The organism is Streptococcus sp. IMAU 99161 (assembly GCF_014435245.1).
GTDB lineage: Bacteria > Bacillota > Bacilli > Lactobacillales > Streptococcaceae > Streptococcus > Streptococcus lactarius.
Genome location: NZ_JAAPAW010000009.1, coordinates 52,845 through 73,270, shown reverse-complemented (window position 1 = coordinate 73,270; position 20,426 = coordinate 52,845). Strand labels below are relative to the sequence as shown.

Genomic DNA, 20,426 nt, shown 5'->3' with positions numbered 1-20,426 from the left:
TATAATTATTTTATGAAAGTAAAATCGTCATCTAACTCTAACATTTTTAAAATCGTCGCTTCATCGGTTACGAGATGATTAATATAGCCTGCTTTTATAACCGAGAGTATCGCCCCTGCTTTTCTTTCTCCATATGCCAAAGAAACTGTTTTAGGAATTTGCTTCAGTTTTTCCAGTGTTATAGCAACGGTTCTTTCTTGTAAATCTTGATACACCGGTTTTCCTTTCCTATCGAAAAAACGACAGCAAACCTCTCCAATTGCTTCTTCAGACTGTAATTTTGAAAAATCTTGGTCCGTAAGCATATCAAACCATTGTGGACTATGTGTATCTGCAGGACCACCAATACCTACCACTGCAATATCTAAATTTTCCCAGCTCTCTCTTAAATCATCAAAATATTTCGATGTTAGGATTCCTTCTGCCAATTCCTTATTTTCCTGAATAATTGTCGCATTGATAAAACGACACTCCCCATGAAATTTACTAGTCATATTATAAATCAAGGTGTTTACATGGTAACGGGCATGGATATGACTGGGTCCTCCTGCTAGTGGATAAAAATGTACATTTTCTAAGCGCTTACTACCAATTTGATCAACAAGAAGGCTGAGACTTTTCCCCCAGGAAAAACCAATATTCATTCCATCCTGTAAAAGAGAACGAACCATACCAGCAACCGATCGAGCTAGACGTTGTTCCAAATCCCACAAAGGTTCATCCTCAATATTTGGTACAATTTCTAATTCGCTAATATGATATTTCTCTTTGACATAATTCTCCAAACGAAATAGTTTGCTATCGAAACTCTCAATTTCAATTTTGACAATTCTTTCCCTTTTAGCTTCAGTTAACATTCTACTGACTGTTGTCCTATAAATGCCAGTTTCAGCAGCAATCTCTGACTGACTCTTTTCTTCAATATAATATAGGTAAGCAAGCTTAGCCAATAATTTTTTACGTTCATATTTCACAATTATTCTCCTAACTATACCATGGTAAGGGATATACTTGCTTGTTCTAGTTTTTTCATCGCCTCCGGTGCTATTCCCTTATCCGTGATCACTCGTTGAACTTGAGATAAAGCAAAATTTCTAACATTACCTTTCTTTTGAAATTTACTTGAGTCTGTTAGGATCACTATATTTTCAGAAACCTGAGACATATATTGAACAACTTCGCTTCGCATCATATCTTTACCAGTAAAGCCCAATTCATCATCATACCCATCTGCACCGATAAAAGCATTTTTTACACGAAAAGATTGGATTAACTCCTTCAACAACGGACCTACTGTCACTTGGGAGTCTTTTTGAAATTCTCCTCCTAATAGTATGATTTTGCAAGAATCATAATTTCGAATGAAGTCTGCAATAAAATAAGAATTTGTCACGATCTTCACATTCTTCTTTGTTTGACAAATTTCTTCTGCTAGTAGAGCACATGTGGAGCCTGATTCGATAAGAATAGTTTCGTTATCTTGCACCAATTTTGCTGCTGATTGGGCAATTTTTCTTTTTGTATCATGATGAAAAGATAAACGGACATTTATATCATCTCCACTATTCAATACAGCATAACCATGTTCTCTATGAAGTAGTCCCTTAGATTCTAATTTATCCAAATCCTTTCGAATCGTTACTTTTGAAACTTCTAAGGCTTCGGATAACGTATTGACATCAATTTTTTCATACTGAGAAACTAATTTTAAAATTTCTTCTAAACGCTTCATATTTCTTACCTCCCCTCTATTTTATCAAAAATTTTCAAAAAAACACAAGAATAAAAACTTTCATTCGTAATTGATTTTGTTTCTAAAAAAATATATAATACAATTATAAGTTAGAAGGAGAAGTAGATATGGAAACGACACGTGGTATTATCTTCAACATTCAACATTTCAGTATTCATGATGGTCCAGGAATTAGAACAACTGTTTTTCTAAAAGGATGCCCACTACGTTGCCCGTGGTGTTCTAATCCTGAGTCACAGAGAATGAACCCAGAACCGATGCTGGATGCGGTTACTAAAGCCCCCGGGACAACTGGACAAGAAAAAACAGTAGATGAAATTATTAATGAAGTTATGAAAGATATTGATTTCTATGAGGAATCTGGAGGCGGTATGACCTTGTCTGGTGGTGAAATATTTGCCCAATTTGAATTTGCAAAAGCACTACTGAAAGCTGCTAAAGAAAAAGGTCTTCACACTGCCATTGAGACAACTGCTTTTGTTGAACACGAAAAATTTATTGACCTGATCCAATATGTTGATTTCATTTATACCGATTTGAAACACTACGATAGCCTCAAACATAAAAAGAAAGTTGGAGTTCAAAATAGTTTAATTATTAAAAATATCCATTACGCCTTTAAAGAGAAAAAAACAATTGTTTTACGTATACCTGTGATACCTCAATTCAACGACTCTCTTGCCGATGCGGAAGAATTTTCCACTCTTTTCAACTCCTTAGATATTGATCAAGTACAATTACTACCATTTCACCAATTTGGCGAGAATAAATACAAACTACTTGGAAGACGTTATCAAATGGAAAATGTCAAAGCTTTGCATCCCGAAGATTTATATGACTACCAGCAAGTTTTTCTAGATCATAATATCCATTGTTATTTCTAATCCATTCAAAAATCCCCAAAGCTAGTTTCAGCAGGTTAAAACTTGGCTTTGGGAATTTTTTAGTTTTTTCACGAGCGTCGAGAAAAAGAGAGATTGACTGGTGGGCACGGCCCACATGGTCAATAAAATCAATCAATTGCTTAACTGAAGTCGAGACTACTTCCTTTGGAAAAAAGATAAATCAATTGGCATTCATGGAATGCATCATTGATTTCCTATTTTTCTGCAGGAAGTTTCGGTAAACCGAATCGTCTCTCCTATCTTAATTTACCAAATGATCACTCGGTCTTCTGGTTTTCTCCACATGCCATCTCCTTCTTTGACATCAAAGGCTTCAAAGAATTCGTCAAAGTTTGGTAATTGAACATTGGTACGGAGTTTTCCTGGTGCGTGGACATCGACACTTGCGAGGAGTTGCATGTACTCTGTCCGAGCTTTCATCCGCCAGATGCGAGCAAAGTTGGTGAAGAATTCTTCTGCGGAGAAGTCTGCTTCTTTCTTAGCGGCTTCAAGGGCTGCAGCGATCCCTCCTAGGTCTGCCACGTTTTCCGAAACGGTCAATTTCCCGTTAATCTTAGCACCGTATGAGTCTTGGCCTTCAAATTGATCAACAACCTTTTGGGTCCGAGCGGTAAAGGCTTCGTAATCTTCTGGCTTCCACCAGTCTTTCAAGCTACCATTTTCATCGAAGGAAGCACCATTGGTGTCAAAGGCGTGGGAGATTTCATGGGCAATGACCGCACCGATTCCACCGTAGTTGGCTGATGATGATTGGTGAAGGTCATAGAAAGGAGCTTGCAGAATTGCTGCTGGGAAAACGATTTGGTTTTGTTGCGGATCATAGTAGGCATTGACCATATTAGCTGGCATATGCCACTCACTCCGATCAACTGGTTGGTTCCACTTGCTCCAGCTATGGGCAATGGAAATTTGAGCCAATTTTTGAGCATTTTCCACCAAGTTTTTGCTCTCGTCGATGATCTTCTTGGCGTATGTTTCTGGTAATTTTTCAGGGTAGCCGATATGCGGTGTGATGACATTGAGTTTAACAATGGCTTTTTCGCGGGTTTCAGGAGCGAGCCAGTCTGCTTTTTCAAGACGAGCCTTGTAGACCTCAATCATAGTCGCTACTTTATGTTCTACGTCTGCTTTTGCTTCTGGTGAGAATTTTTCACCTGCATACCAGAGTCCAAGCGCTTGGCTATAAGGGCCTTCTGCCAAAGCCAAAGCTGCTTTTTCTTTTGGACGAGGTTCTGGAATCCCTGTAATGGTCCGTCCATACTCACCAGACAAGACACGAATTTCTTCGGTTAAGAAAGACGTCCAATCTAAGGCTGCTCCGAGTTTCAATTTGGCATGAAGGGTCTCCCAGTTGGCTGCTGAATAGTATGTTGGCGCAAATTCCTTCCAGAAACGCTCTTCTGGCACGATGATTTTATCTGGAGTTTGTCCGATTACTTCTGCAAAGAAGGTGTCGAGTGGCAATTCTGGAACTAAGGACTTGAATTCTTCCCACTCATAGGGATGGTAGAGTTTGTTGTATTCAGATTTTTCTTCATTTGACAAGACATACTTAGCCAATTCTGCATCTGCCGCAATAACCTTATCTAGGATATCCTTGATTTCTACTTCTGAGAATTCAAATTTTGGCAAGAGTTTTTCCATCATCTGACGCCAGATAGCCAGCAATTCCGGACCTTTTTCGTTGCCTTCTTCATAGTAGGTCGTATCCGGCAAGATAAGAGCAAGAGATTCTCCCCACAAGACATTCATTTGGGCATTCATAAAGTCTGGTGACACGCTAAATGGCAGGAGATTTGGTTTCCCAGCTAGCTCATAGGTACCCAACTTGCTGGTATAGTCTTCAAAAGAAGACAAAGCCTTGATTTCGTTGATCAAGGGCATAGCTGGAGCCACACCAGCTGCTTCCCGTGCATCAAAATCTGCCACCATTTTGTGGTATTTGACAAAGTTTTGCAGAATGCTATCTTCAGGCAACTCTTCTCCTCTTTGCCATTTTCCAGTAATATCCAACATCAAGTTTTCGATATCTTGGATCAAGTCCATAAACCCACCAGTTGACGGTTTGTCATCAGGAATCACTGCTGTTTCAGCCCATTTTCCATTGACATAATCATAAAAATCATCTTGTAAACGTACCATGATTTTCTCACTTTCATTCTTTTCTATTAACCTTATCAAAAATAGGAACTTTTTTCAATGATTTCAAGTGATTTAAGTTAAATTATTTTATAAATTAACTTGACTTAATTTTTTTATTCATGTATATTAATATCAAAGGAGGAAACTCATGATTCAAATTGAAAACCTTCGTGTTACTTATCAGCAAACGCTGGCTCTAGAGGACCTTTCCCTCACCATCCAGGGCCCGACTATCCTAGGCATTCTTGGCCCCAATGGGGCTGGAAAATCAACCCTAATCAAGGCCATGCTGGGACTTCTTCCTCATTCGGGAAGGGTCCAGCTTGATCAAAAAGATCTCAGCCAAGCTCTTCAACGAGTAGCCTACGTCGAGCAAAAAACAGCTATTGATTTCCACTTTCCCATCACGGTGAGAGAGTGTGTCTCACTGGGTCTCTATCCCCACCTTTCTATCTTCAAGAGAAAAAGCAAAGAAAATCTCCAAAAAGTGGAAGATGCGATGAAGCTTGTCAATCTTCTTGATCTAGCGGATCGCCAGATTGGCCAACTTTCAGGAGGGCAATTCCAACGGGTCCTGATCGCCCGCTGCTTGGTCCAAGAAGCAGATGTCATCTTTTTGGATGAGCCCTTTGCTGGGATTGACTCCGTTAGCGAAGACATCATTATGCAGACACTAAAAACCTTGAAAAAAGAAGGCAAGACCATCCTGATTGTCCATCACGACCTCAGCAAGGTTCCTGCTTACTTTGACCAGGTCCTCCTCCTTCATCGCAAGCTAATTGCTTTTGGGAAAACAGAGGAGACCTTTACTAAGGAAAATCTGCATGCCACCTACGGCCATGAACTCTTTATAGGAGGTGGAGTCGGATGATTACAGAATTTATCGATGGATTACAACAATTTCATTTCCTACAAAACGCCCTTATTACTGCTATCGCCATCGGAATTGTCGCTGGTGCGGTCGGATGTTTCATTATTTTACGAGGCATGTCTCTCATGGGAGATGCCATCTCACACGCGGTCCTTCCGGGGGTCGCTCTGTCCTTTATCCTGGGCATCAATTTCTTTATTGGCGCCATTGTCTTTGGTCTTTTAGCTTCTGTCCTCATCACCTATATCAAGAGCAACTCCATCATCAAGAGCGACACTGCGATTGGGATTACCTTTTCTTCTTTCCTCGCCTTAGGAGTCATCCTGATTGGAGTCGCTAAAAGTTCCACCGACCTTTTCCACATCCTCTTTGGAAATATCTTGGCCGTGCAAGACCAGGATATGTGGATGACCATTGGTATTGGTGTGGCGGTCTTACTGGTGATTGTCCTGCTCTTTCGTCCCTTGCTGCTCACATCTTTTGATCCCGTTCTGGCCCAATCCATGGGTGTTCGGGTCAAGGCCTATCACTACCTCCTCATGGTACTCTTGACCTTGGTTTCTGTCACTGCTATGCAAAGTGTCGGGACCATTCTCATCGTCGCCATGCTCATCACACCCGCTGCGACGGCCTATCTCTACACCAATAACCTCTGGTCCATGATGCTCTTGTCCTCTAGCCTAGGTGCTCTTGCATCTATCTTAGGACTCTTTATTGGCTATAGCCTGAACATCGCCGTTGGGTCTTGTATTGTCCTCACTTCTGCCGCCTTCTTTCTCATCAGCTTCTTTATCGCTCCTAAGCAAAGAAAGAACCGGCACGCTCTTTCATCTCATAAAAGGAGAAACACATGAAAAAATTCACTTCTATCCTTGCCCTCTTTGTGGCGCTCTTATTTGGTCTGTTGGCCTGTAGCAAAGGCTCTTCTTCTGGAGCTTCTGGTAAATTGAAAGTGGTCACCACCAACTCCATCCTTGCAGATATCACCAAAAATATAGCTGGGGATAAGATCGAGCTGCACAGTATCGTTCCCGTCGGCAAAGACCCGCACGAATACGAACCGCTACCAGAAGATGTCAAAAAAACCTCGCAAGCAGATCTGATCTTCTACAATGGGATCAACCTCGAAACCGGTGGCAATGCTTGGTTTACTAAACTAGTCAAAAATGCCAATAAAGTAGAAAACAAGGACTATTTCGCTACTAGCGAGGGAGTCGACGTCATCTACTTGGAAGGCCAAAACCAAGCTGGAAAAGAAGACCCTCACGCTTGGCTCAATCTCGAAAACGGTATCCTCTACGCTAAAAACATTGCCAAGCAATTGATCGCCAAAGATCCGAAAAATAAGGACTTCTACGAAAAAAATCTAGCAGCCTATACTGAAAAACTCAGCAAGCTCGACCAAGAAGCCAAACAAAAATTCAACAATATCCCAGAAGAGAAGAAGATGATTGTAACCAGCGAAGGCTGCTTCAAGTACTTCTCCAAAGCCTACGGCGTCCCATCTGCCTATATCTGGGAAATCAATACGGAAGAAGAAGGCACACCTGACCAAATTAAATCGCTGGTAGAAAAGCTCCGGCAAACCAAGGTCCCAGCCCTCTTTGTCGAATCCAGTGTCGATGAACGTCCTATGAAAACTGTGGCTAAGGATACCCATATCCCAATCCATGCAAAGATCTTCACGGATTCCATTGCCAAAAAAGGAGAAAAGGGCGATAGCTACTACAGCATGATGAAGTGGAACTTAGACAAGATCGCAGAAGGATTGAGTCAGTAGGACCTTCAGATTTTCTAAACAAATCAGTGGCTCCTTCATCTCCATTAGGGTACAATAAAAATAAAAAAGGAGTCTTTTCTATGACAACATTTTTAGGAAATCCTGTTACCTTTACTGGGTCTCAACTTCAAGTAGGGGAAATTGCCCATGATTTTTCATTGATCACTCCAGCTCTGGAGAAGAAATCGTTAGCTGATTTTGCTGGCAAGAAAAAAGTCCTCAGTGTGATCCCTTCTATTGACACAGGGATCTGTTCCACTCAAACGCGTCATTTCAATCAAACCTTATCAAACTTGGAAGATACTGTCGTCTTGACGGTCTCTGTTGACCTTCCTTTTGCTCAAAAAAAATGGTGCGCTGCTGAAGGGCTCGACAATGCCATCATGCTCTCAGACTACTTCGACCATTCCTTCGGAAAAGCCTATGGCCTCTTGATCAATGAATGGCACTTGCTCGCACGCGCTGTCTTGGTCTTAGACGAAAATAATAAGATTACCTACGTTGAATACCTAGACAATATCAATAGTGAGCCGAATTACGACGCTGCAATCGAAGCTGTCAAAGCACTGGGATAAAGTAAAAAGAGGTCTGTGACCTCTTTTTCATTGCTATAAAATCCTATGGAGTCCATTCTGGAGGAGAACCCGCCAGCGTAAGCGAGGGATGCCTCTGAGGAAACGCCGCACGCGCTGTGCCACTTGTTGCTTGTAGCTCTTGCCTCCTTGTGCAAAGACTCCTTTTCGACTCCAGTAGCCTTCGACACTGCGATCATTTTTAGGAGCTAGATAGCGAACACCCTGCTGATAGAGGACCTGATTTCGAAAAGGTGGATCCCAAGCTTTAACGGGATCAATATCCAAGTCCTTATGGGTCCGGCCCCTAGCCAACCCGTAGTTAAAACTAGCCCCATTGACAATGCCATTTTCATAAATCTGATATGGGTCTACTTCGTTGAGAAATTGGCCATCCTGGTCCAGGATATACTCCGTGTGGAAATTCAGTAGAATCTTGAAATTGACTTGTTGGGAGGCCCCTGAAGGATAATGGAGTTGACCATCTGATGTCACGGAGACCTTATTGTGGAGACGAGCTGCTGCATAAGCATCCACCGTGATCGCTCTAGCCTCCTGTAGGTAAGCTTGTAAGGCCTCCTCGTCAGTCTGTCCAGCTCTGGCCTCATGCGTCCGAATCCATTGGGCTTGGTAACTGGAAAGTAGGTAGCGCAACTGGTGAACCTGGCGTTTCAAGAGCTGATCTCCCGACTGATCTGCTAAGGGATCCTTTTCAAAGGCGATTTGCACGACGCGTGAGAAAGCCTTCCAAAAGTCAGAGCCTGGCGGACAATCTGGAGCTATCCTACTCAGAAGAAAGGCTGTTTCTTCACAAGTTCCGGACAGGTCACTTGGCATGAGAAGCAGTTTCATGACTCCCCTCAGCAAGTCTTGGGCAGCCACTTCATCCAAATTTTGAAGTTCTTTCTCCCACATTTTTTGAAATAGAGGACTGGCAAAGAAAAAGACAGACTGGTATTGTTCTTGGTAGGCTTGTGAATCTTTGTATCCCTGCAAGTACTTCTCTAGATAGGCTAAACTATGCTCTCTCCAACCTAGTCTCGCTAATTCCCGTCTATTCATGGCGCCGTCCTTTCTATACTTCTATACTACCATCTTTTGAAGCTTGAGACAATTCTCAGAACTCCATTAGCGTTTTTGAGGATTTTTTTGATATACTAGAAGTAAGCGAAGAAAAGAGGAAAGCATGACACCAAATAAAGAAGATTACCTCAAGTGCATTTATGAAATTGGTACAGAAGTTGAAAAAATCAGTAATAAGGAAATCGCCAGTCGCATGCAGGTCTCTCCACCCGCTGTGACCGAGATGATCAAGCGCATGGTTTCTGAGGGCCTCTTGGTGAAGGACAAGGCTAGTGGGTATTTGCTAACAGATCTAGGCTCGCAATTGGTCTCTGATCTCTACCGCAAGCACCGCTTGATTGAAGTATTTCTGCTGGAAAATCTTGGCTACACAACTGAAGAAGTCCATGAAGAGGCAGAAGTTCTCGAGCATACCGTTTCTGAACATTTCATCGACCGGCTGGATCACATGCTTGGAACTCCTAAGACCTGCCCTCACGGTGGGACAATTCCAAGAAAAGGTGAACGGCTGGTCGAAGCCTACCAAGATCGTCTCAGTGAAACGACCCAACCTGGTCTCTATATTCTGCAAAGGGTGTATGACACCTATGAATTGTTAAAATTCTTAGAGCAAATCCATCTCCAGATTGGCGATACCCTCGAATTTCAACGGTATGATGACTACACAGGCCTCTATCACTTAGTTATCCATGGTCAAGAAATTTCGATCAACCAAGTGATCGCCCAACAACTCTATGTAGAAAAAATCAACTGAGTCATTAACAATTAAAAACCAAACCCTGAAATCTCTATTTTCAGGGTTTTATATTGCTATATGACTTGACTTTGCTTTTTTTTAGGTGTAGAATGGACGCGACAAAGAGGGGGGAGACCATCTTATGAAAAAATCACTCAAAGTTTTCGCTACATCAAAATGGTTTGACCTGTTTGGTGTGGCTTTAGTTGTCGGTATAGCGATTGCATCAGGCTACCTTAATTCACGATTAGACAAGTTTGTTGATTGGGGAGCATGGACCGCATTGGTTCCATTTGGACTCATTTCAGTTACTAACGTTGGAATTTCAATGTTGTCCACTCGTTTTACTGGTAAATTGAGTAAATGGGGGAATTATTACGGAATTGTCAATACAATCCTATCTGGTACCATTGATTATATCCTCGGAAATAAGGCTGCGATTATCACCTATCCCGTCACCTTTCTCATTTATACCTTTGCCATTAAGAAATGGGAAGCTTCACAAGAAGGTAGACCAAACAAGATGAGCCAAAAACAATTGAAATGGGCAGCCATCATCATTTCAGTTCTAGCCTTCCTATTTGCCTTTGCAACAAACTATATTGGCTACGGGGGCAAGATGAACCTCCTTGCTTACGTTACAACGATTGCATTTGGCCTTTCATTGATTGCAAATGCTTTGAATGCTCTTAAATTAACAACTCAATGGGAATTTTGGTTGGTTTACAATTTCGTTCAATTAACAAAAGCTAGTATCCAAGGAAATTTTGCCAATGTTGGAAAATACATCTTTTACATCATCAATGCTGTAGGTGCTCTATTCGTATGGAATGATAAAGAATAAAATAATGAATCGTTAACCTGTATCTTACTCAACTATCATATTTAACGGTTAGAACTAGATTTGACAAACAAAGGCTCTATCTTATCCGCTATATGCAGATAAGATAGAGCCTCTTTTTATTTATTTTTTGTATCAAGGATGATGGTTACTGGCCCATCATTGACCAGTTCCACCTGCATATCTGCTCCAAAGACTCCTGCCTCAACAGAAACTTCCTTGGCTAGTTCTTGGTTAAATTCTTGATAGAAAGCTTCCGCCATATCTGGTTTGGCTGCACCTGTAAAGGCTGGACGATTGCCTTTTTTAGTATCGGCAAAAAGTGTAAACTGAGATACTGACAGAATCTCTCCTTGGATATCCTTTACAGAGAGATTCATCTTGCCCTCGTCATCTGAAAAGATACGCATATTGACAATCTTTCTCACAGCATAATCCAAATCTTCCTGCTGATCTTCAGGCCCAACTCCCACTAAGAGCAATAAACCTTGCTGGATTGCATTGTAGACCCGACCATCAATGGAAACCGAGGCACTCTTGACCCGTTGAATCACTAATTTCATTTTATTATCCTATTTTATAAATCTATCGAGCATTCACTGCTAACCTTCAAAGAAAATTGACATCAGACAAGGCAGTGAGACGCAGTCACACTAGCTGAAAAGCAACGGCTGTTCAGTTGCTTTTAGAGCAAGGCAGCGAGACGAAGCTATAAAAATGTTCTGACCACGTCCTACGTGCTTCAATGAAAATCGACTTCAGACAAGGCAGTGAGACGCAGGCATAACTATAGTTAGGCCAGTTGAAACTAACGCAGTATGAAGTCGATTTTCGCAGAAGATTAGCCGTTGGTCCGCTTAACAGAGTACACCTCCGGCACACTCTTAATCTTATCCACAACCGTTGTCAACATGGACAGATTTGGAATCCCAAAGGAAATGTGGATATTGGCAAATTTCATATCTTTAGTTGGTTGGGCATTGACAGTTGAGACCATTTTTGCCGTATTGGACAAGACTTGCAGCACATCATTGAGAAGGCCTGTACGGTTGAGACCGTAGATATCAATGTGGGCAATGTAGTCTTTGGTTGTATTATTTTCTTCCCATTCGACGTCAATCAACCGTTGCTCGTAGTTGTCTTGAGCCCGGAGGTTCATACAGTCTTGGCGATGAATGGCAACACCACGACCTTTGGTAATGTAGCCGACAATCTCATCACCTGGAACTGGGTTACAGCATTTGGCGATCCGAATCAAGAGCCCCGATGCACCTTGGATGACTACACCGCCTTCGTGGCGGACCTTCAAGGTGTCCTTTTTATTTTCAACCTTGACTTCACCACCTTTGACCAGCTCTTCTGCCTCTGCACGTGCCTTGGCCCGCTCTTCTTCACGGCGTTCATCCTCCGTCAAGCGGTTAAAGATGGTAATCGCCCCGATCTCTCCAAACCCAATCGCCGCGAATAAGGCTTCTTCTGTCTTGTAACTGGATTTTTGTAGCACTTTGTCCATGTGCTTTTTGTCCATGAACTTATTAGCTACCAAGTCATGCTCGTGGAATTGGGCCATCAAGAGGTCACGGCCCCGGTTAATCGACAATTCCTTGTCTTGATTTTTAAAGAATTGACGGATCTTATTGCGCGCCTTGCTAGTTTTAACAAGGGTCAACCAGTCACGACTCGGACCAAAGGAGTTAGCATTGGTGATAATTTCCACCTGATCTCCCGTCCGAAGTTTGGTATTGAGGGGCACCATCCGGCCGTTGACCTTAGCCCCAATCGCTTTTTCCCCAACCTTGGTGTGGATTTCATAGGCAAAATCGATCGGTCCGGAATCTTTCGGAAGAGAGCGCACAGTTCCATCTGGAGTAAAGACGTAAATCTCTTCTGCCAGGATGTCTTCTTTTACATTTTCTACGAATTCCTTGGCATCGCCTGACTGGTCTTGGAGTTCCATCATCTCCTTGATCCAGTTCATCCCAATAGCAGATTCCTTACTGTTGACTTGACCTTTGATGCCTTTTTTATAGGCCCAGTGAGCCGCAACCCCGTACTCAGCGACTTCATGCATTTCCTTGGTTCGGATCTGGAATTCAATCGGTCCTTTAGGGCCATATACAGTCGTATGGATCGACTGATAGCCATTGGCCTTCCGGTTGGCAATATAGTCCTTAAAACGCCCCGGCATTGGCTTCCAGAGCTCATGAATGTAGCCCAGCATAGCATAGACATCGCTTGGAGTATCCAGGATACAGCGGATGGCAATCAAATCATAGATTTCATCAAAGCGTTTCTTTTTATCCTGCATCTTGCGATAGATCGAATAGATATGCTTTGGTCGACCGTAGATTTTCCCATGTAAGTGGCGTTCTGCCGCATAGGTCTCAATCTTGTGGACAACCTCTTCGACCAACTCTTCTCGCTCGCGACGTTTTTCCTTCATCATATGAGAAATCTTGTAAAATTCTGTCTCATTCAAATAACGGAAAGACAAATCTTCAAGCTCCCACTTGACGCTCGAAATCCCGAGACGGTGGGCCAGTGGCGCATAGATCTCCATGGTCTCACGCGAAATGCGTTCTTGCTTGTCCTTGCGCAAATGCTTGAGGGTGCGCATATTATGCAAGCGGTCGGCTAGTTTGACCAAAATGACACGGATATCTTGAGACATGGCCATAAGCATCTTGCGATGGTTTTCTGCCAACTGCTCTTCGTGGGACTTGTACTTGACCTTCCCGAGCTTGGTCACCCCATCAACGATCACGCGCACATCATGGCCAAATTCACGCTCAAGATCATCCAAGGTTGCGTCCGTATCTTCCACAACATCATGCAAAAAACCACAGGCAACCGTCACAGCATCCAGTTTTAGCTTAGCAAGGATTCCGGCCACTTGAATCGGGTGAATGATATAGGGCTCACCAGACTGGCGAAATTGCCCATTGTGACAATCAACTGCATAAAACATGGCCTTTTGCACAAAGGCAACATCCTCAGGTGATAAATATTTTTTTGTAAGGGCAACGACTTGGTCCCCAGTTAAATTCTCTTCTTTTGGCATGTATTTTCTCCAGTTTCTTGGATACTATTTTAACACTTTTAGAAGCAGATGAAAACCAATGAAGCTACTTTCATATATGAATCTTATCAAGAGATCATTCTGAATCTCCCTTCACTTTAATCATTCGTAAAAATTTTTGAAAATAGAAGATTTTTGTAAAAAAATAACGAAGTGATTTCTTCACTTCGTTAGTTCATTAATTCTGTAACAACACTCACGGCGCTGAGGGCGTAGAGTGGCGCTGTTTCTGCTCTTAGGATGCGAGGCCCAAGTCCTGCTAGGACTGCTCCTTTGACTTCAAAACTTTCAATTTCCGCAGGTGAGAGACCACCTTCCGGTCCAAAGATCAAGAGCAGTTGACCTCCAGCTTCCAATCCTGTCAGCGACTGAATCAGAGCTGCGATTTCTCCCTCTTTTGCCGACTCTTCATAGGCCACCACGATGCAGTCAAACTGGTCCAGTTGGGCTAGAAAGTCTGCTTTTTTCTCGAAAAGCTGAACACTTGGGACAAGATTCCGCTTGCTTTGCTCGGCTGCACCAAGGGCGATTTTTTCTAGTTTCTCGACCTTTTTACCCAATTTCTTGCCGTCCCACTTGGCGACGGACCAGTCTGCAGGGAAGGCCCATATCTGGCTAGCACCTAGCTCTGTCACTTTTTGAGTGATAAACTCGAGTTTATCCCCCTTGGGAAAGCCGGATGCGATGGTCACTTGAATAGGCAGTTCCACATTATCAGCTAATTCCTCGACTAGCTCCAACTGACGAGCCTCCACATCTAGCACGCGCGCCAAGCGCTTGATCCCATCATCAAAGACTAAAATCACCTCATCATCCTCTTTCAAGCGCATGACCTGAAACATGTGCTTGCTGGTCTCCTTGTCCTCGATGGTGACTGGTGAGCTAGCCAAGCCTTTTACAAAATACTGCTGCATGCTAGCCTCCAATCACACCAGATATATCCTTAGTTTTTTTGAAGACACAGGCGTTCCACTCCCCTTGAATCATATGAGTTTCAAGGAAAAATCCAGCTGCTTCTGCTGACTCACGCACCATCTCCCACTTGTCCTTGATAACCCCACTCATGATCAGGTAGCCTTCATCCTTGACCAAGCGGTAAGCATCCTCTGTCAGATGAATGAGGATATCCGCCAAGATGTTGGCCACGATGACATCTGGCTCAATCTCCACGCCCTTGAGCAAATCACCTGGTGCCACATGGATGTTTTCCATGCCCGGATTGAGCTCGATATTTTCCTGAGCGACACGAACTGCTACATCATCCAAGTCATAGGCGAAGATTTCCTTGGCACCGAGAAGTGAGCTAGCAATGGAAAGGACGCCTGATCCTGTCCCCACATCCAGCACTGTTTCGCCACCACGAAGAACCTGCTCCAAGGCAAAGAGGCTCATCTTAGTGGTCGGGTGAGTTCCTGTTCCAAAGGCCATACCAGGGTCCAGCTTGATCATCTTTTCTCCAGCAGTCGCCTCATAGTCCGTCCATGACGGCACGATGGTCAAGTCATGGGTGATACGAGCTGGTTCATAGTATTTCTTCCAGTTGTCGGCCCAGTCTTCCTCAGCCAAGGCAGTCGTTCCCATCTTGACCTCACCCAGATCCATAAAGTCGGTCAATTCTGCGAGACGAGCCTGCAAATCCGCTTCAACCGCTGCTACATCAACCGTTTCTGGGTAGTAGGCGGTCACCACGATTTCTTCCTGCTGCTCGACCTCAGGGAAAATCTCACCAAAGCGGTCGACATTTCCTACATAGTCCATGCTGTCTTCAATCGCAACACCCTGGGCACCTAGTTCAATCAAGAGGTTAGAGACCAGCTCCTCTCCCTCACGCTTCACTGTAACTTTTAACTCTTGCCATGTTTCCATCATTAAGATACCAAGCCCGTCAAACACAAAGCCAAAATAGGAAACTCTCTGAAGACGCTTGTGTCTAAGAGAAGTTTATCTTTTTGGCACCGTGTTTAGGGCGGGTTCAATTTAGAAATTAAACTGAACCATCCTTTCTATTTCTCTATCAACTTTTTCATGTAGACCATATCCATGCCTTCTTTTTCAGGCTCGATATGGGTTTGATGGTAGCCATTCTTCTCGTAGAAGGCGACCATGCCTTCATCCTGTAACACCGTACACAAATCCCATTGTCTAACGGTTGAAAATTCCTCTTCTAGCATGCGCAATCCTTCAGATCCATACCCTTTTCCTTGATACGGAGGCAAAATCGCTGCCGTTCCCAACCAAGCTTTCGTCAACTCTTCATTCGTCTGAACTCGTAGAAATCCGATGTTTTCTTCATTTTCTTTTATAAAGTAGTAATAGCTATTGGGACGCTCGACTAATTTCCATTTGATTCGCTCGCGATCTTCTAGATAGGGATCATATTCATCTTTGTATTTGTCATAGACTGCTTTAAAACTGGCTCTTTGAATGGCAATAATGGTTTCTAAATCCTCTGCTCCTGCTTTCTCAAGTCTTATCATAAACTTTCCTCCACATAATCTCTCACTCGTTCTTGTAATTGGGGAACGACCCGATCTGACGCCAAAAACTCTTCAAGTCTCACTAATTTATAGCCCTGGCCCTCGTCTCCAAAGACGATACTGTCAAACTGTTCCTGTGTCAACTGCCCAACTAAAAAAACGGAGTTTTTGTTCTCATCTAGCATACTAGGGTAGATCCAAGACCAGACTATGTCATCTTTCGACAGTTGGATGTTCAATTCCTCATAAACCTCACGCGCCACACACTCAAAAGGGGTCTCATTTCCTTCCCGTCCACCTCCTGGTAGTTCCCACAGATTAGGCCAGGGAATGGTTGGTTTGTCATCGCGCAAAATGGTCAAAATTTGCCCATCACAAAGCAAGGCGATTTTACAACCCGTAAAGTCAAACCGTTCTTCTAAGCAATCCTCAAGCATGAGCTTCCCTCCTAATATCTCGGATAGGGATAAAAAGTGCCTTCTTCTAGGCCAACCTTGCCTTCTTCGAAGACTTCTTGGTTCCAGACGATCTCAAAGCTCTCTGCTTCTTCGTCTGCTAAGAAATCCATAAGCTCATCTAAGGCCAGCTCGGCTGTGTCTTTGAGAAAGGTCGCAAAATAGGCTAGAAATTCACGAGACAAGCCTTTTTTCGGATCATAAGGAATCGCCGTCAAATAGGCATCATCGTCCACATGAGACTTGGCTGGATTGTAGAAGAGCACGGCTTCTTCAAAGAAAATATCTTCGTCAGACTCTTCACCCGCTTCATCAACCAGTGCAACCCCTCCCGTATTCTGTGCTTCCAAGAGAAAAGCCACTTCTACCGCATGATTTTTCTTATCCCAATTGATCTCATAATCAAAGGGAAAGACCTTGTCCATCTCCTCTTCTAAAACATCCAAAAATCCGTACTTAGACATAGCGTCCTCTTTCTAATTTCCCACTCTTAGAGCGGAATATGATACAATAGTTACTACAATCTTACCATAAAAACCGCCTCTTTGAAAGGAGACAAAGCTAGAAAGGAGAAGGAAATGCCCGACAATCTCGCACTCCGTATGCGCCCACGGACGATTGATCAGGTCATCGGCCAACAGCATCTGGTCGGAGAAGGCAAAATCATTCGTCGCATGGTCGAAGCCAATCGTCTGTCCTCCATGATTCTCTATGGACCTCCTGGGATCGGAAAGACCAGTATTGCTTCTGCCATCGCAGGAACGACCAAGTATGCTTTTCGTACCTTTAATGCAACAGTTGATAGTAAAAAACGCCTGCAAGAGATTGCAGAGGAAGCCAAATTTTCTGGTGGTTTGGTCCTACTTTTGGATGAGATCCATCGCCTCGATAAAACCAAGCAAGATTTTCTCTTGCCTTTGCTCGAAAGCGGTCTGGTCATCATGATCGGTGCAACGACTGAAAATCCCTTTTTCTCTGTCACACCCGCTATTCGTAGCCGCGTACAAATCTTTGAGCTGGAGCCTCTGACGACGGAGGAAGTCAAGCAGGCTCTGAAGACAGCACTAGAGGACCCCGAGCGTGGCTTTGACTTTCCTGTCGTACTCGACGAGGACGCTTTGGACTTCATCGCTACTTCGACCAATGGAGATCTTCGTTCCGCCTTTAATTCTCTCGATCTGGCGGTGCTATCGACCTCTGAAAATGCAGAAGGCGTCCGCCATATTACGCTAGACATCATGGAAAATAGCCTCCAACGTAGCTATATCACCATGGACAAGGACGGAGACGGCCACTACGATGTTCTCTCTGCTCTGCAAAAGTCTATCCGCGGTTCGGATGTCGATGCTAGTCTCCACTATGCAGCTCGCTTGATCGAAGCGGGAGACCTACCTAGCCTAGCTCGTCGCTTGACGGTCATTGCCTATGAGGATATCGGTCTGGCCAATCCAGATGCCCAAATTCATACCGTAACGGCGCTTCAAGCAGCTGAGCGCATCGGCTTTCCTGAAGCCCGCATTCTCATCGCCAACATCGTCATCGATCTAGCCCTTTCACCTAAGTCCAACTCAGCCTACCTTGCCATGGATAAGGCCCTGTCTGATCTTAGAAGTTCTGGCAACCTCCCTATTCCCCGCCACCTCCGTGATGGCCATTATGCTGGAAGCAAGGAACTGGGAAATGCACAAAACTATAAATATCCCCACAACTATCCTGGCAACTGGGTCAAGCAAGACTACCTGCCAGACAAGATTAAACACGCTTCTTACTTCACTCCCAATGAAAATGGCAAGTACGAGCGTGCCCTCGGAGCCACCAAGGAGAAGATCGATCAGCTCAAGAGAAAGTGACATCGGTTTCAAAAAAATGAGATTTTTTCTTGAAATATTTTCAAAATGTGGTATCATATACATATAGAAACGCTGTGGTGTACGAACTCACACTTAAGTGTTGACCGACTATTTTTGTATTATTAGGGAAACAAAAGACTTCTAACAGCATGCAGGCCGTCTCACGCGGAAGCAGCTTCAGTTAGAGCGAGTTGCCCACCTGCTTAATTGCGCGGGTTCAATACAAATCGTGAAGTTTCGGCACCAATACAGCTTTTTATATTTGCCTCCTTAGCTCAGTTGGTAGAGCAGTAGACTCTTAATCTATGGGTCACAGGTTCGAGCCCTGTAGGGGGCATCTAAATACAACAGGAAAAAGCCTTGATTTACAAGGCTTTTTTGCTTGTCTATAACTGATTTGTCCCATCATTTGCCCCACATTTTTTTATGAGCAATCTTAATTTCCGATAAAAACACGGGGCCGTCTAAGAAAAAACATATTGATCTCTTTCCAATCATGAAAATTAGTTCGCAAAGTTTGTAATGCCTAAATCCCAGTATACCACAAACCAACTACTAAATCATACGAAAGCTACTGCCTCGCAGCTTGCTAAAAGGTTGACAGAATTTCGTTCCATAGGATATGATGAATATAGCTAGAATTTTAACTCTGCACGACCTAAACGTCTTCTACTTGAAAAAGAGGTGGCGAGTTCTATTATATACAAGGAGGTTCCTATGAAAATCTATTATTCAAAATTTGTCGGTGGTGGCTATCTACTCTTTGCATCGGCTATATTCATTCAAATTTTCTTTCTTCTCTTACATGGATTAATCGACTTTTCTCAACTAAATCTTCTCACTGTGATTCCAACCGTCCTCTTTTTCGCTGCTATCTACGCAACGATCGCAGGCATCAAAAGACTGACTAGCCACAGAGTCTCCTTTGAATTCACCTTTGAAGGTATTTATGTCTACCCCGGACTCTTCTTCTCAAAAGAAATCTTCATCCCCAAAGAAGAATTGTTGCGAGCATCGTATGTTGAAGTGGACGTCAGCGACCCTGATCATGTCAACAGCAAGGCTTGCTATTTAGATTTTAACCTCAGAGAAGTCACCCAGTTAGAAGATATTTCTAAGTCAAACATCATCATCAATACAAACACTTTGAAATTGCGTCTCGCCCTTAGCCTCTGTCGATTTAGAGAGGAAGAAAAAGCCGAGTTAGCGACCTATCTAAAGGAAAACTACGGCATTGATTTTTCTTATTAGCATGTAATAAAAAGCCCTCAATTAGAGCTTTAGAATAGCAAGATCTTTCCAAGTACTTGAAGGAGGAGTACTGAATAATCATTTTATTGAAAAGAAAAAACTCTCCCGGAGGAATCCGGGAGAGCTTGCGCAAGGGGAATTTGAAAAATATTTTTAATATGAAAAAGGTCGATATAATCTACGCCATGTTCAAACTCTCATTTTACTGACAGCAATAGTACGATCAAGTTTTATTGTCAATAGACATGTATGTGGGAAGTTCTCCCCTTGCAACAATGCAGATCTAAGATCTACCCTTATTAGTTTACACTAACAATGTTACAAATTCAGTTAATTTATATTGCAATTTGTTAGCATTTTTATCCTGATTCAAAAACGCCGAAAACACTAGAAAATAAAGGGTTTCACCAACTCCTCTTTAACTAGTATTTATCATTTTTGTTACAAATTTAAAATAAAAATATTATCCTATAATACCAGAAGATACAGCTAGCCACCTAATAGGGCTTGGCATCAAGTGAATAAAGGCAAAGTCTCAATCATTTGTAGCGGTTACGACAGAAAATAGAGGCTGGGACAAAAGTCCTAGCCTCTCAATTGTCTTTGGATTGTCGAGCAAGGCGCAGTGGTC

Annotated in this window: 20 protein-coding genes and 1 tRNA gene; 10 read left to right on the top strand and 11 right to left on the bottom strand. The window is 43.1% G+C overall.

The features are described from left to right. Positions 1 to 5 precede the first annotated feature (5 nt). Positions 6 to 974 carry a sugar-binding transcriptional regulator gene (locus tag HA044_RS04855; RefSeq protein WP_187539776.1) on the bottom strand — a complete coding sequence of 323 codons (969 nt, stop codon included), beginning with the start codon at positions 972 to 974 and terminating at the stop codon, positions 6 to 8. A 14-nt stretch (positions 975 to 988) separates the two neighbouring features. Then, positions 989 to 1,732 (bottom strand): DeoR/GlpR family DNA-binding transcription regulator, encoded by a 744-nt coding sequence (locus HA044_RS04850; protein WP_187539774.1) that lies wholly within the window; start codon positions 1,730 to 1,732, stop codon positions 989 to 991. A gap of 128 nt (positions 1,733 to 1,860) precedes the next feature. On the opposite strand from HA044_RS04850, the gene HA044_RS04845 reads away from it, so the two are divergent. After that, a complete protein-coding gene (locus tag HA044_RS04845; protein WP_187539772.1) occupies positions 1,861 to 2,637 on the top strand; it encodes a glycyl-radical enzyme activating protein in 777 nt (258 codons plus the stop codon). A gap of 267 nt (positions 2,638 to 2,904) precedes the next feature. On the opposite strand, the gene HA044_RS04840 is transcribed toward HA044_RS04845, so the two are convergent. Beyond that, on the bottom strand, positions 2,905 to 4,800 hold the full coding sequence (locus HA044_RS04840; RefSeq protein ID WP_187539769.1) for a M13 family metallopeptidase: 1,896 nt from the start codon (positions 4,798 to 4,800) through the stop codon (positions 2,905 to 2,907). 148 nt (positions 4,801 to 4,948) lie between these two features. Between HA044_RS04840 and HA044_RS04835 the strand changes: the two genes are divergently transcribed. The 4 genes from HA044_RS04835 to tpx all read left to right on the top strand — a co-directional run bounded on the left by HA044_RS04835 (position 4,949) and on the right by tpx (position 8,026). Then, positions 4,949 to 5,671, top strand: a complete 723-nt coding sequence (locus HA044_RS04835) for a metal ABC transporter ATP-binding protein (RefSeq protein ID WP_187539767.1) — start codon at positions 4,949 to 4,951, stop codon at positions 5,669 to 5,671. After that, positions 5,668 to 6,525: a metal ABC transporter permease gene (locus HA044_RS04830; RefSeq protein ID WP_187539765.1), complete on the top strand. Its 858-nt coding sequence runs from the start codon at positions 5,668 to 5,670 to the stop codon at positions 6,523 to 6,525. The genes HA044_RS04835 and HA044_RS04830 overlap by 4 nt, the downstream gene beginning before the upstream one ends. Next, a complete protein-coding gene (gene fimA / locus HA044_RS04825) occupies positions 6,522 to 7,451 on the top strand; it encodes a metal ABC transporter substrate-binding lipoprotein/fibrin-binding adhesin FimA (protein WP_187539763.1) in 930 nt (309 codons plus the stop codon). Before HA044_RS04830 ends, fimA begins: the two co-directional genes overlap by 4 nt. An 80-nt stretch (positions 7,452 to 7,531) precedes the next feature. Further along, positions 7,532 to 8,026, top strand: a complete 495-nt coding sequence (gene tpx / locus HA044_RS04820; RefSeq protein WP_187539761.1) for a thiol peroxidase — start codon at positions 7,532 to 7,534, stop codon at positions 8,024 to 8,026. A gap of 33 nt (positions 8,027 to 8,059) precedes the next feature. Here tpx and HA044_RS04815 read toward each other — a convergent pair whose 3' ends face one another. Continuing rightward, positions 8,060 to 9,085: a DUF3114 domain-containing protein gene (locus HA044_RS04815; RefSeq protein ID WP_187539759.1), complete on the bottom strand. Its 1,026-nt coding sequence runs from the start codon at positions 9,083 to 9,085 to the stop codon at positions 8,060 to 8,062. Between the two features lie 124 nt (positions 9,086 to 9,209). On the opposite strand from HA044_RS04815, the gene HA044_RS04810 reads away from it, so the two are divergent. Further along, positions 9,210 to 9,860, top strand: a complete 651-nt coding sequence (locus tag HA044_RS04810; RefSeq protein WP_187539757.1) for a metal-dependent transcriptional regulator — start codon at positions 9,210 to 9,212, stop codon at positions 9,858 to 9,860. Between the two features lie 124 nt (positions 9,861 to 9,984). After that, positions 9,985 to 10,686, top strand: a complete 702-nt coding sequence (locus HA044_RS04805) for a nicotinamide mononucleotide transporter (RefSeq protein WP_187539755.1) — start codon at positions 9,985 to 9,987, stop codon at positions 10,684 to 10,686. A 116-nt stretch (positions 10,687 to 10,802) separates the two neighbouring features. Here the strand turns inward: HA044_RS04805 and dtd are convergent, their stop codons facing one another. The 7 genes from dtd to HA044_RS04770 form a co-directional block, all read right to left on the bottom strand. After that, positions 10,803 to 11,246 carry a D-aminoacyl-tRNA deacylase gene (dtd, locus tag HA044_RS04800; protein ID WP_187539753.1) on the bottom strand — a complete coding sequence of 148 codons (444 nt, stop codon included), beginning with the start codon at positions 11,244 to 11,246 and terminating at the stop codon, positions 10,803 to 10,805. A gap of 278 nt (positions 11,247 to 11,524) precedes the next feature. Further along, complete coding sequence (locus HA044_RS04795; protein ID WP_187539751.1) at positions 11,525 to 13,744, bottom strand: bifunctional (p)ppGpp synthetase/guanosine-3',5'-bis(diphosphate) 3'-pyrophosphohydrolase; 2,220 nt, start codon at positions 13,742 to 13,744, stop codon at positions 11,525 to 11,527. A gap of 188 nt (positions 13,745 to 13,932) precedes the next feature. Further along, a complete protein-coding gene (locus HA044_RS04790) occupies positions 13,933 to 14,676 on the bottom strand; it encodes a 16S rRNA (uracil(1498)-N(3))-methyltransferase (protein ID WP_187539749.1) in 744 nt (247 codons plus the stop codon). A gap of 1 nt (position 14,677) precedes the next feature. After that, positions 14,678 to 15,628 (bottom strand): 50S ribosomal protein L11 methyltransferase, encoded by a 951-nt coding sequence (prmA, locus tag HA044_RS04785; protein ID WP_187539880.1) that lies wholly within the window; start codon positions 15,626 to 15,628, stop codon positions 14,678 to 14,680. 137 nt (positions 15,629 to 15,765) lie between these two features. Next, on the bottom strand, positions 15,766 to 16,239 hold the full coding sequence (locus HA044_RS04780; protein ID WP_187539747.1) for a GNAT family N-acetyltransferase: 474 nt from the start codon (positions 16,237 to 16,239) through the stop codon (positions 15,766 to 15,768). Further along, a complete protein-coding gene (locus HA044_RS04775) occupies positions 16,236 to 16,676 on the bottom strand; it encodes an NUDIX hydrolase (RefSeq protein ID WP_187539744.1) in 441 nt (146 codons plus the stop codon). The genes HA044_RS04780 and HA044_RS04775 overlap by 4 nt, the downstream gene beginning before the upstream one ends. An 11-nt stretch (positions 16,677 to 16,687) precedes the next feature. Further along, positions 16,688 to 17,158, bottom strand: coding sequence for a DUF3013 family protein (locus HA044_RS04770; protein ID WP_187539742.1), 471 nt, complete (start codon positions 17,156 to 17,158; stop codon positions 16,688 to 16,690). Positions 17,159 to 17,272: 114 nt separating this feature from the next. On the opposite strand from HA044_RS04770, the gene HA044_RS04765 reads away from it, so the two are divergent. The 3 genes from HA044_RS04765 to HA044_RS04755 all read left to right on the top strand — a co-directional run bounded on the left by HA044_RS04765 (position 17,273) and on the right by HA044_RS04755 (position 19,795). Then, positions 17,273 to 18,544 (top strand): replication-associated recombination protein A, encoded by a 1,272-nt coding sequence (locus HA044_RS04765; RefSeq protein WP_187539740.1) that lies wholly within the window; start codon positions 17,273 to 17,275, stop codon positions 18,542 to 18,544. A 264-nt stretch (positions 18,545 to 18,808) separates the two neighbouring features. Beyond that, positions 18,809 to 18,881 (top strand) — tRNA-Lys (locus HA044_RS04760). A 380-nt stretch (positions 18,882 to 19,261) separates the two neighbouring features. Continuing rightward, positions 19,262 to 19,795: a hypothetical protein gene (locus HA044_RS04755; RefSeq protein WP_187539738.1), complete on the top strand. Its 534-nt coding sequence runs from the start codon at positions 19,262 to 19,264 to the stop codon at positions 19,793 to 19,795. Positions 19,796 to 20,426: the final 631 nt, after the last annotated feature.

Coding starts and splice junctions, on each gene's coding strand:
- HA044_RS04850 (WP_187539774.1), bottom strand. CDS start 1,732: ATGAAGCGTTTAGAAGAAATTTTAAAATTAGTTTCTCAGTATGAAAAA.
- HA044_RS04845 (WP_187539772.1), top strand. CDS start 1,861: ATGGAAACGACACGTGGTATTATCTTCAACATTCAACATTTCAGTATT.
- HA044_RS04840 (WP_187539769.1), bottom strand. CDS start 4,800: ATGGTACGTTTACAAGATGATTTTTATGATTATGTCAATGGAAAATGG.
- HA044_RS04835 (WP_187539767.1), top strand. CDS start 4,949: ATGATTCAAATTGAAAACCTTCGTGTTACTTATCAGCAAACGCTGGCT.
- HA044_RS04830 (WP_187539765.1), top strand. CDS start 5,668: ATGATTACAGAATTTATCGATGGATTACAACAATTTCATTTCCTACAA.
- fimA (WP_187539763.1), top strand. CDS start 6,522: ATGAAAAAATTCACTTCTATCCTTGCCCTCTTTGTGGCGCTCTTATTT.
- tpx (WP_187539761.1), top strand. CDS start 7,532: ATGACAACATTTTTAGGAAATCCTGTTACCTTTACTGGGTCTCAACTT.
- HA044_RS04815 (WP_187539759.1), bottom strand. CDS start 9,085: ATGAATAGACGGGAATTAGCGAGACTAGGTTGGAGAGAGCATAGTTTA.
- HA044_RS04810 (WP_187539757.1), top strand. CDS start 9,210: ATGACACCAAATAAAGAAGATTACCTCAAGTGCATTTATGAAATTGGT.
- HA044_RS04805 (WP_187539755.1), top strand. CDS start 9,985: ATGAAAAAATCACTCAAAGTTTTCGCTACATCAAAATGGTTTGACCTG.
- dtd (WP_187539753.1), bottom strand. CDS start 11,246: ATGAAATTAGTGATTCAACGGGTCAAGAGTGCCTCGGTTTCCATTGAT.
- HA044_RS04795 (WP_187539751.1), bottom strand. CDS start 13,744: ATGCCAAAAGAAGAGAATTTAACTGGGGACCAAGTCGTTGCCCTTACA.
- HA044_RS04790 (WP_187539749.1), bottom strand. CDS start 14,676: ATGCAGCAGTATTTTGTAAAAGGCTTGGCTAGCTCACCAGTCACCATC.
- prmA (WP_187539880.1), bottom strand. CDS start 15,628: ATGGAAACATGGCAAGAGTTAAAAGTTACAGTGAAGCGTGAGGGAGAG.
- HA044_RS04780 (WP_187539747.1), bottom strand. CDS start 16,239: ATGATAAGACTTGAGAAAGCAGGAGCAGAGGATTTAGAAACCATTATT.
- HA044_RS04775 (WP_187539744.1), bottom strand. CDS start 16,676: ATGCTTGAGGATTGCTTAGAAGAACGGTTTGACTTTACGGGTTGTAAA.
- HA044_RS04770 (WP_187539742.1), bottom strand. CDS start 17,158: ATGTCTAAGTACGGATTTTTGGATGTTTTAGAAGAGGAGATGGACAAG.
- HA044_RS04765 (WP_187539740.1), top strand. CDS start 17,273: ATGCCCGACAATCTCGCACTCCGTATGCGCCCACGGACGATTGATCAG.
- HA044_RS04755 (WP_187539738.1), top strand. CDS start 19,262: ATGAAAATCTATTATTCAAAATTTGTCGGTGGTGGCTATCTACTCTTT.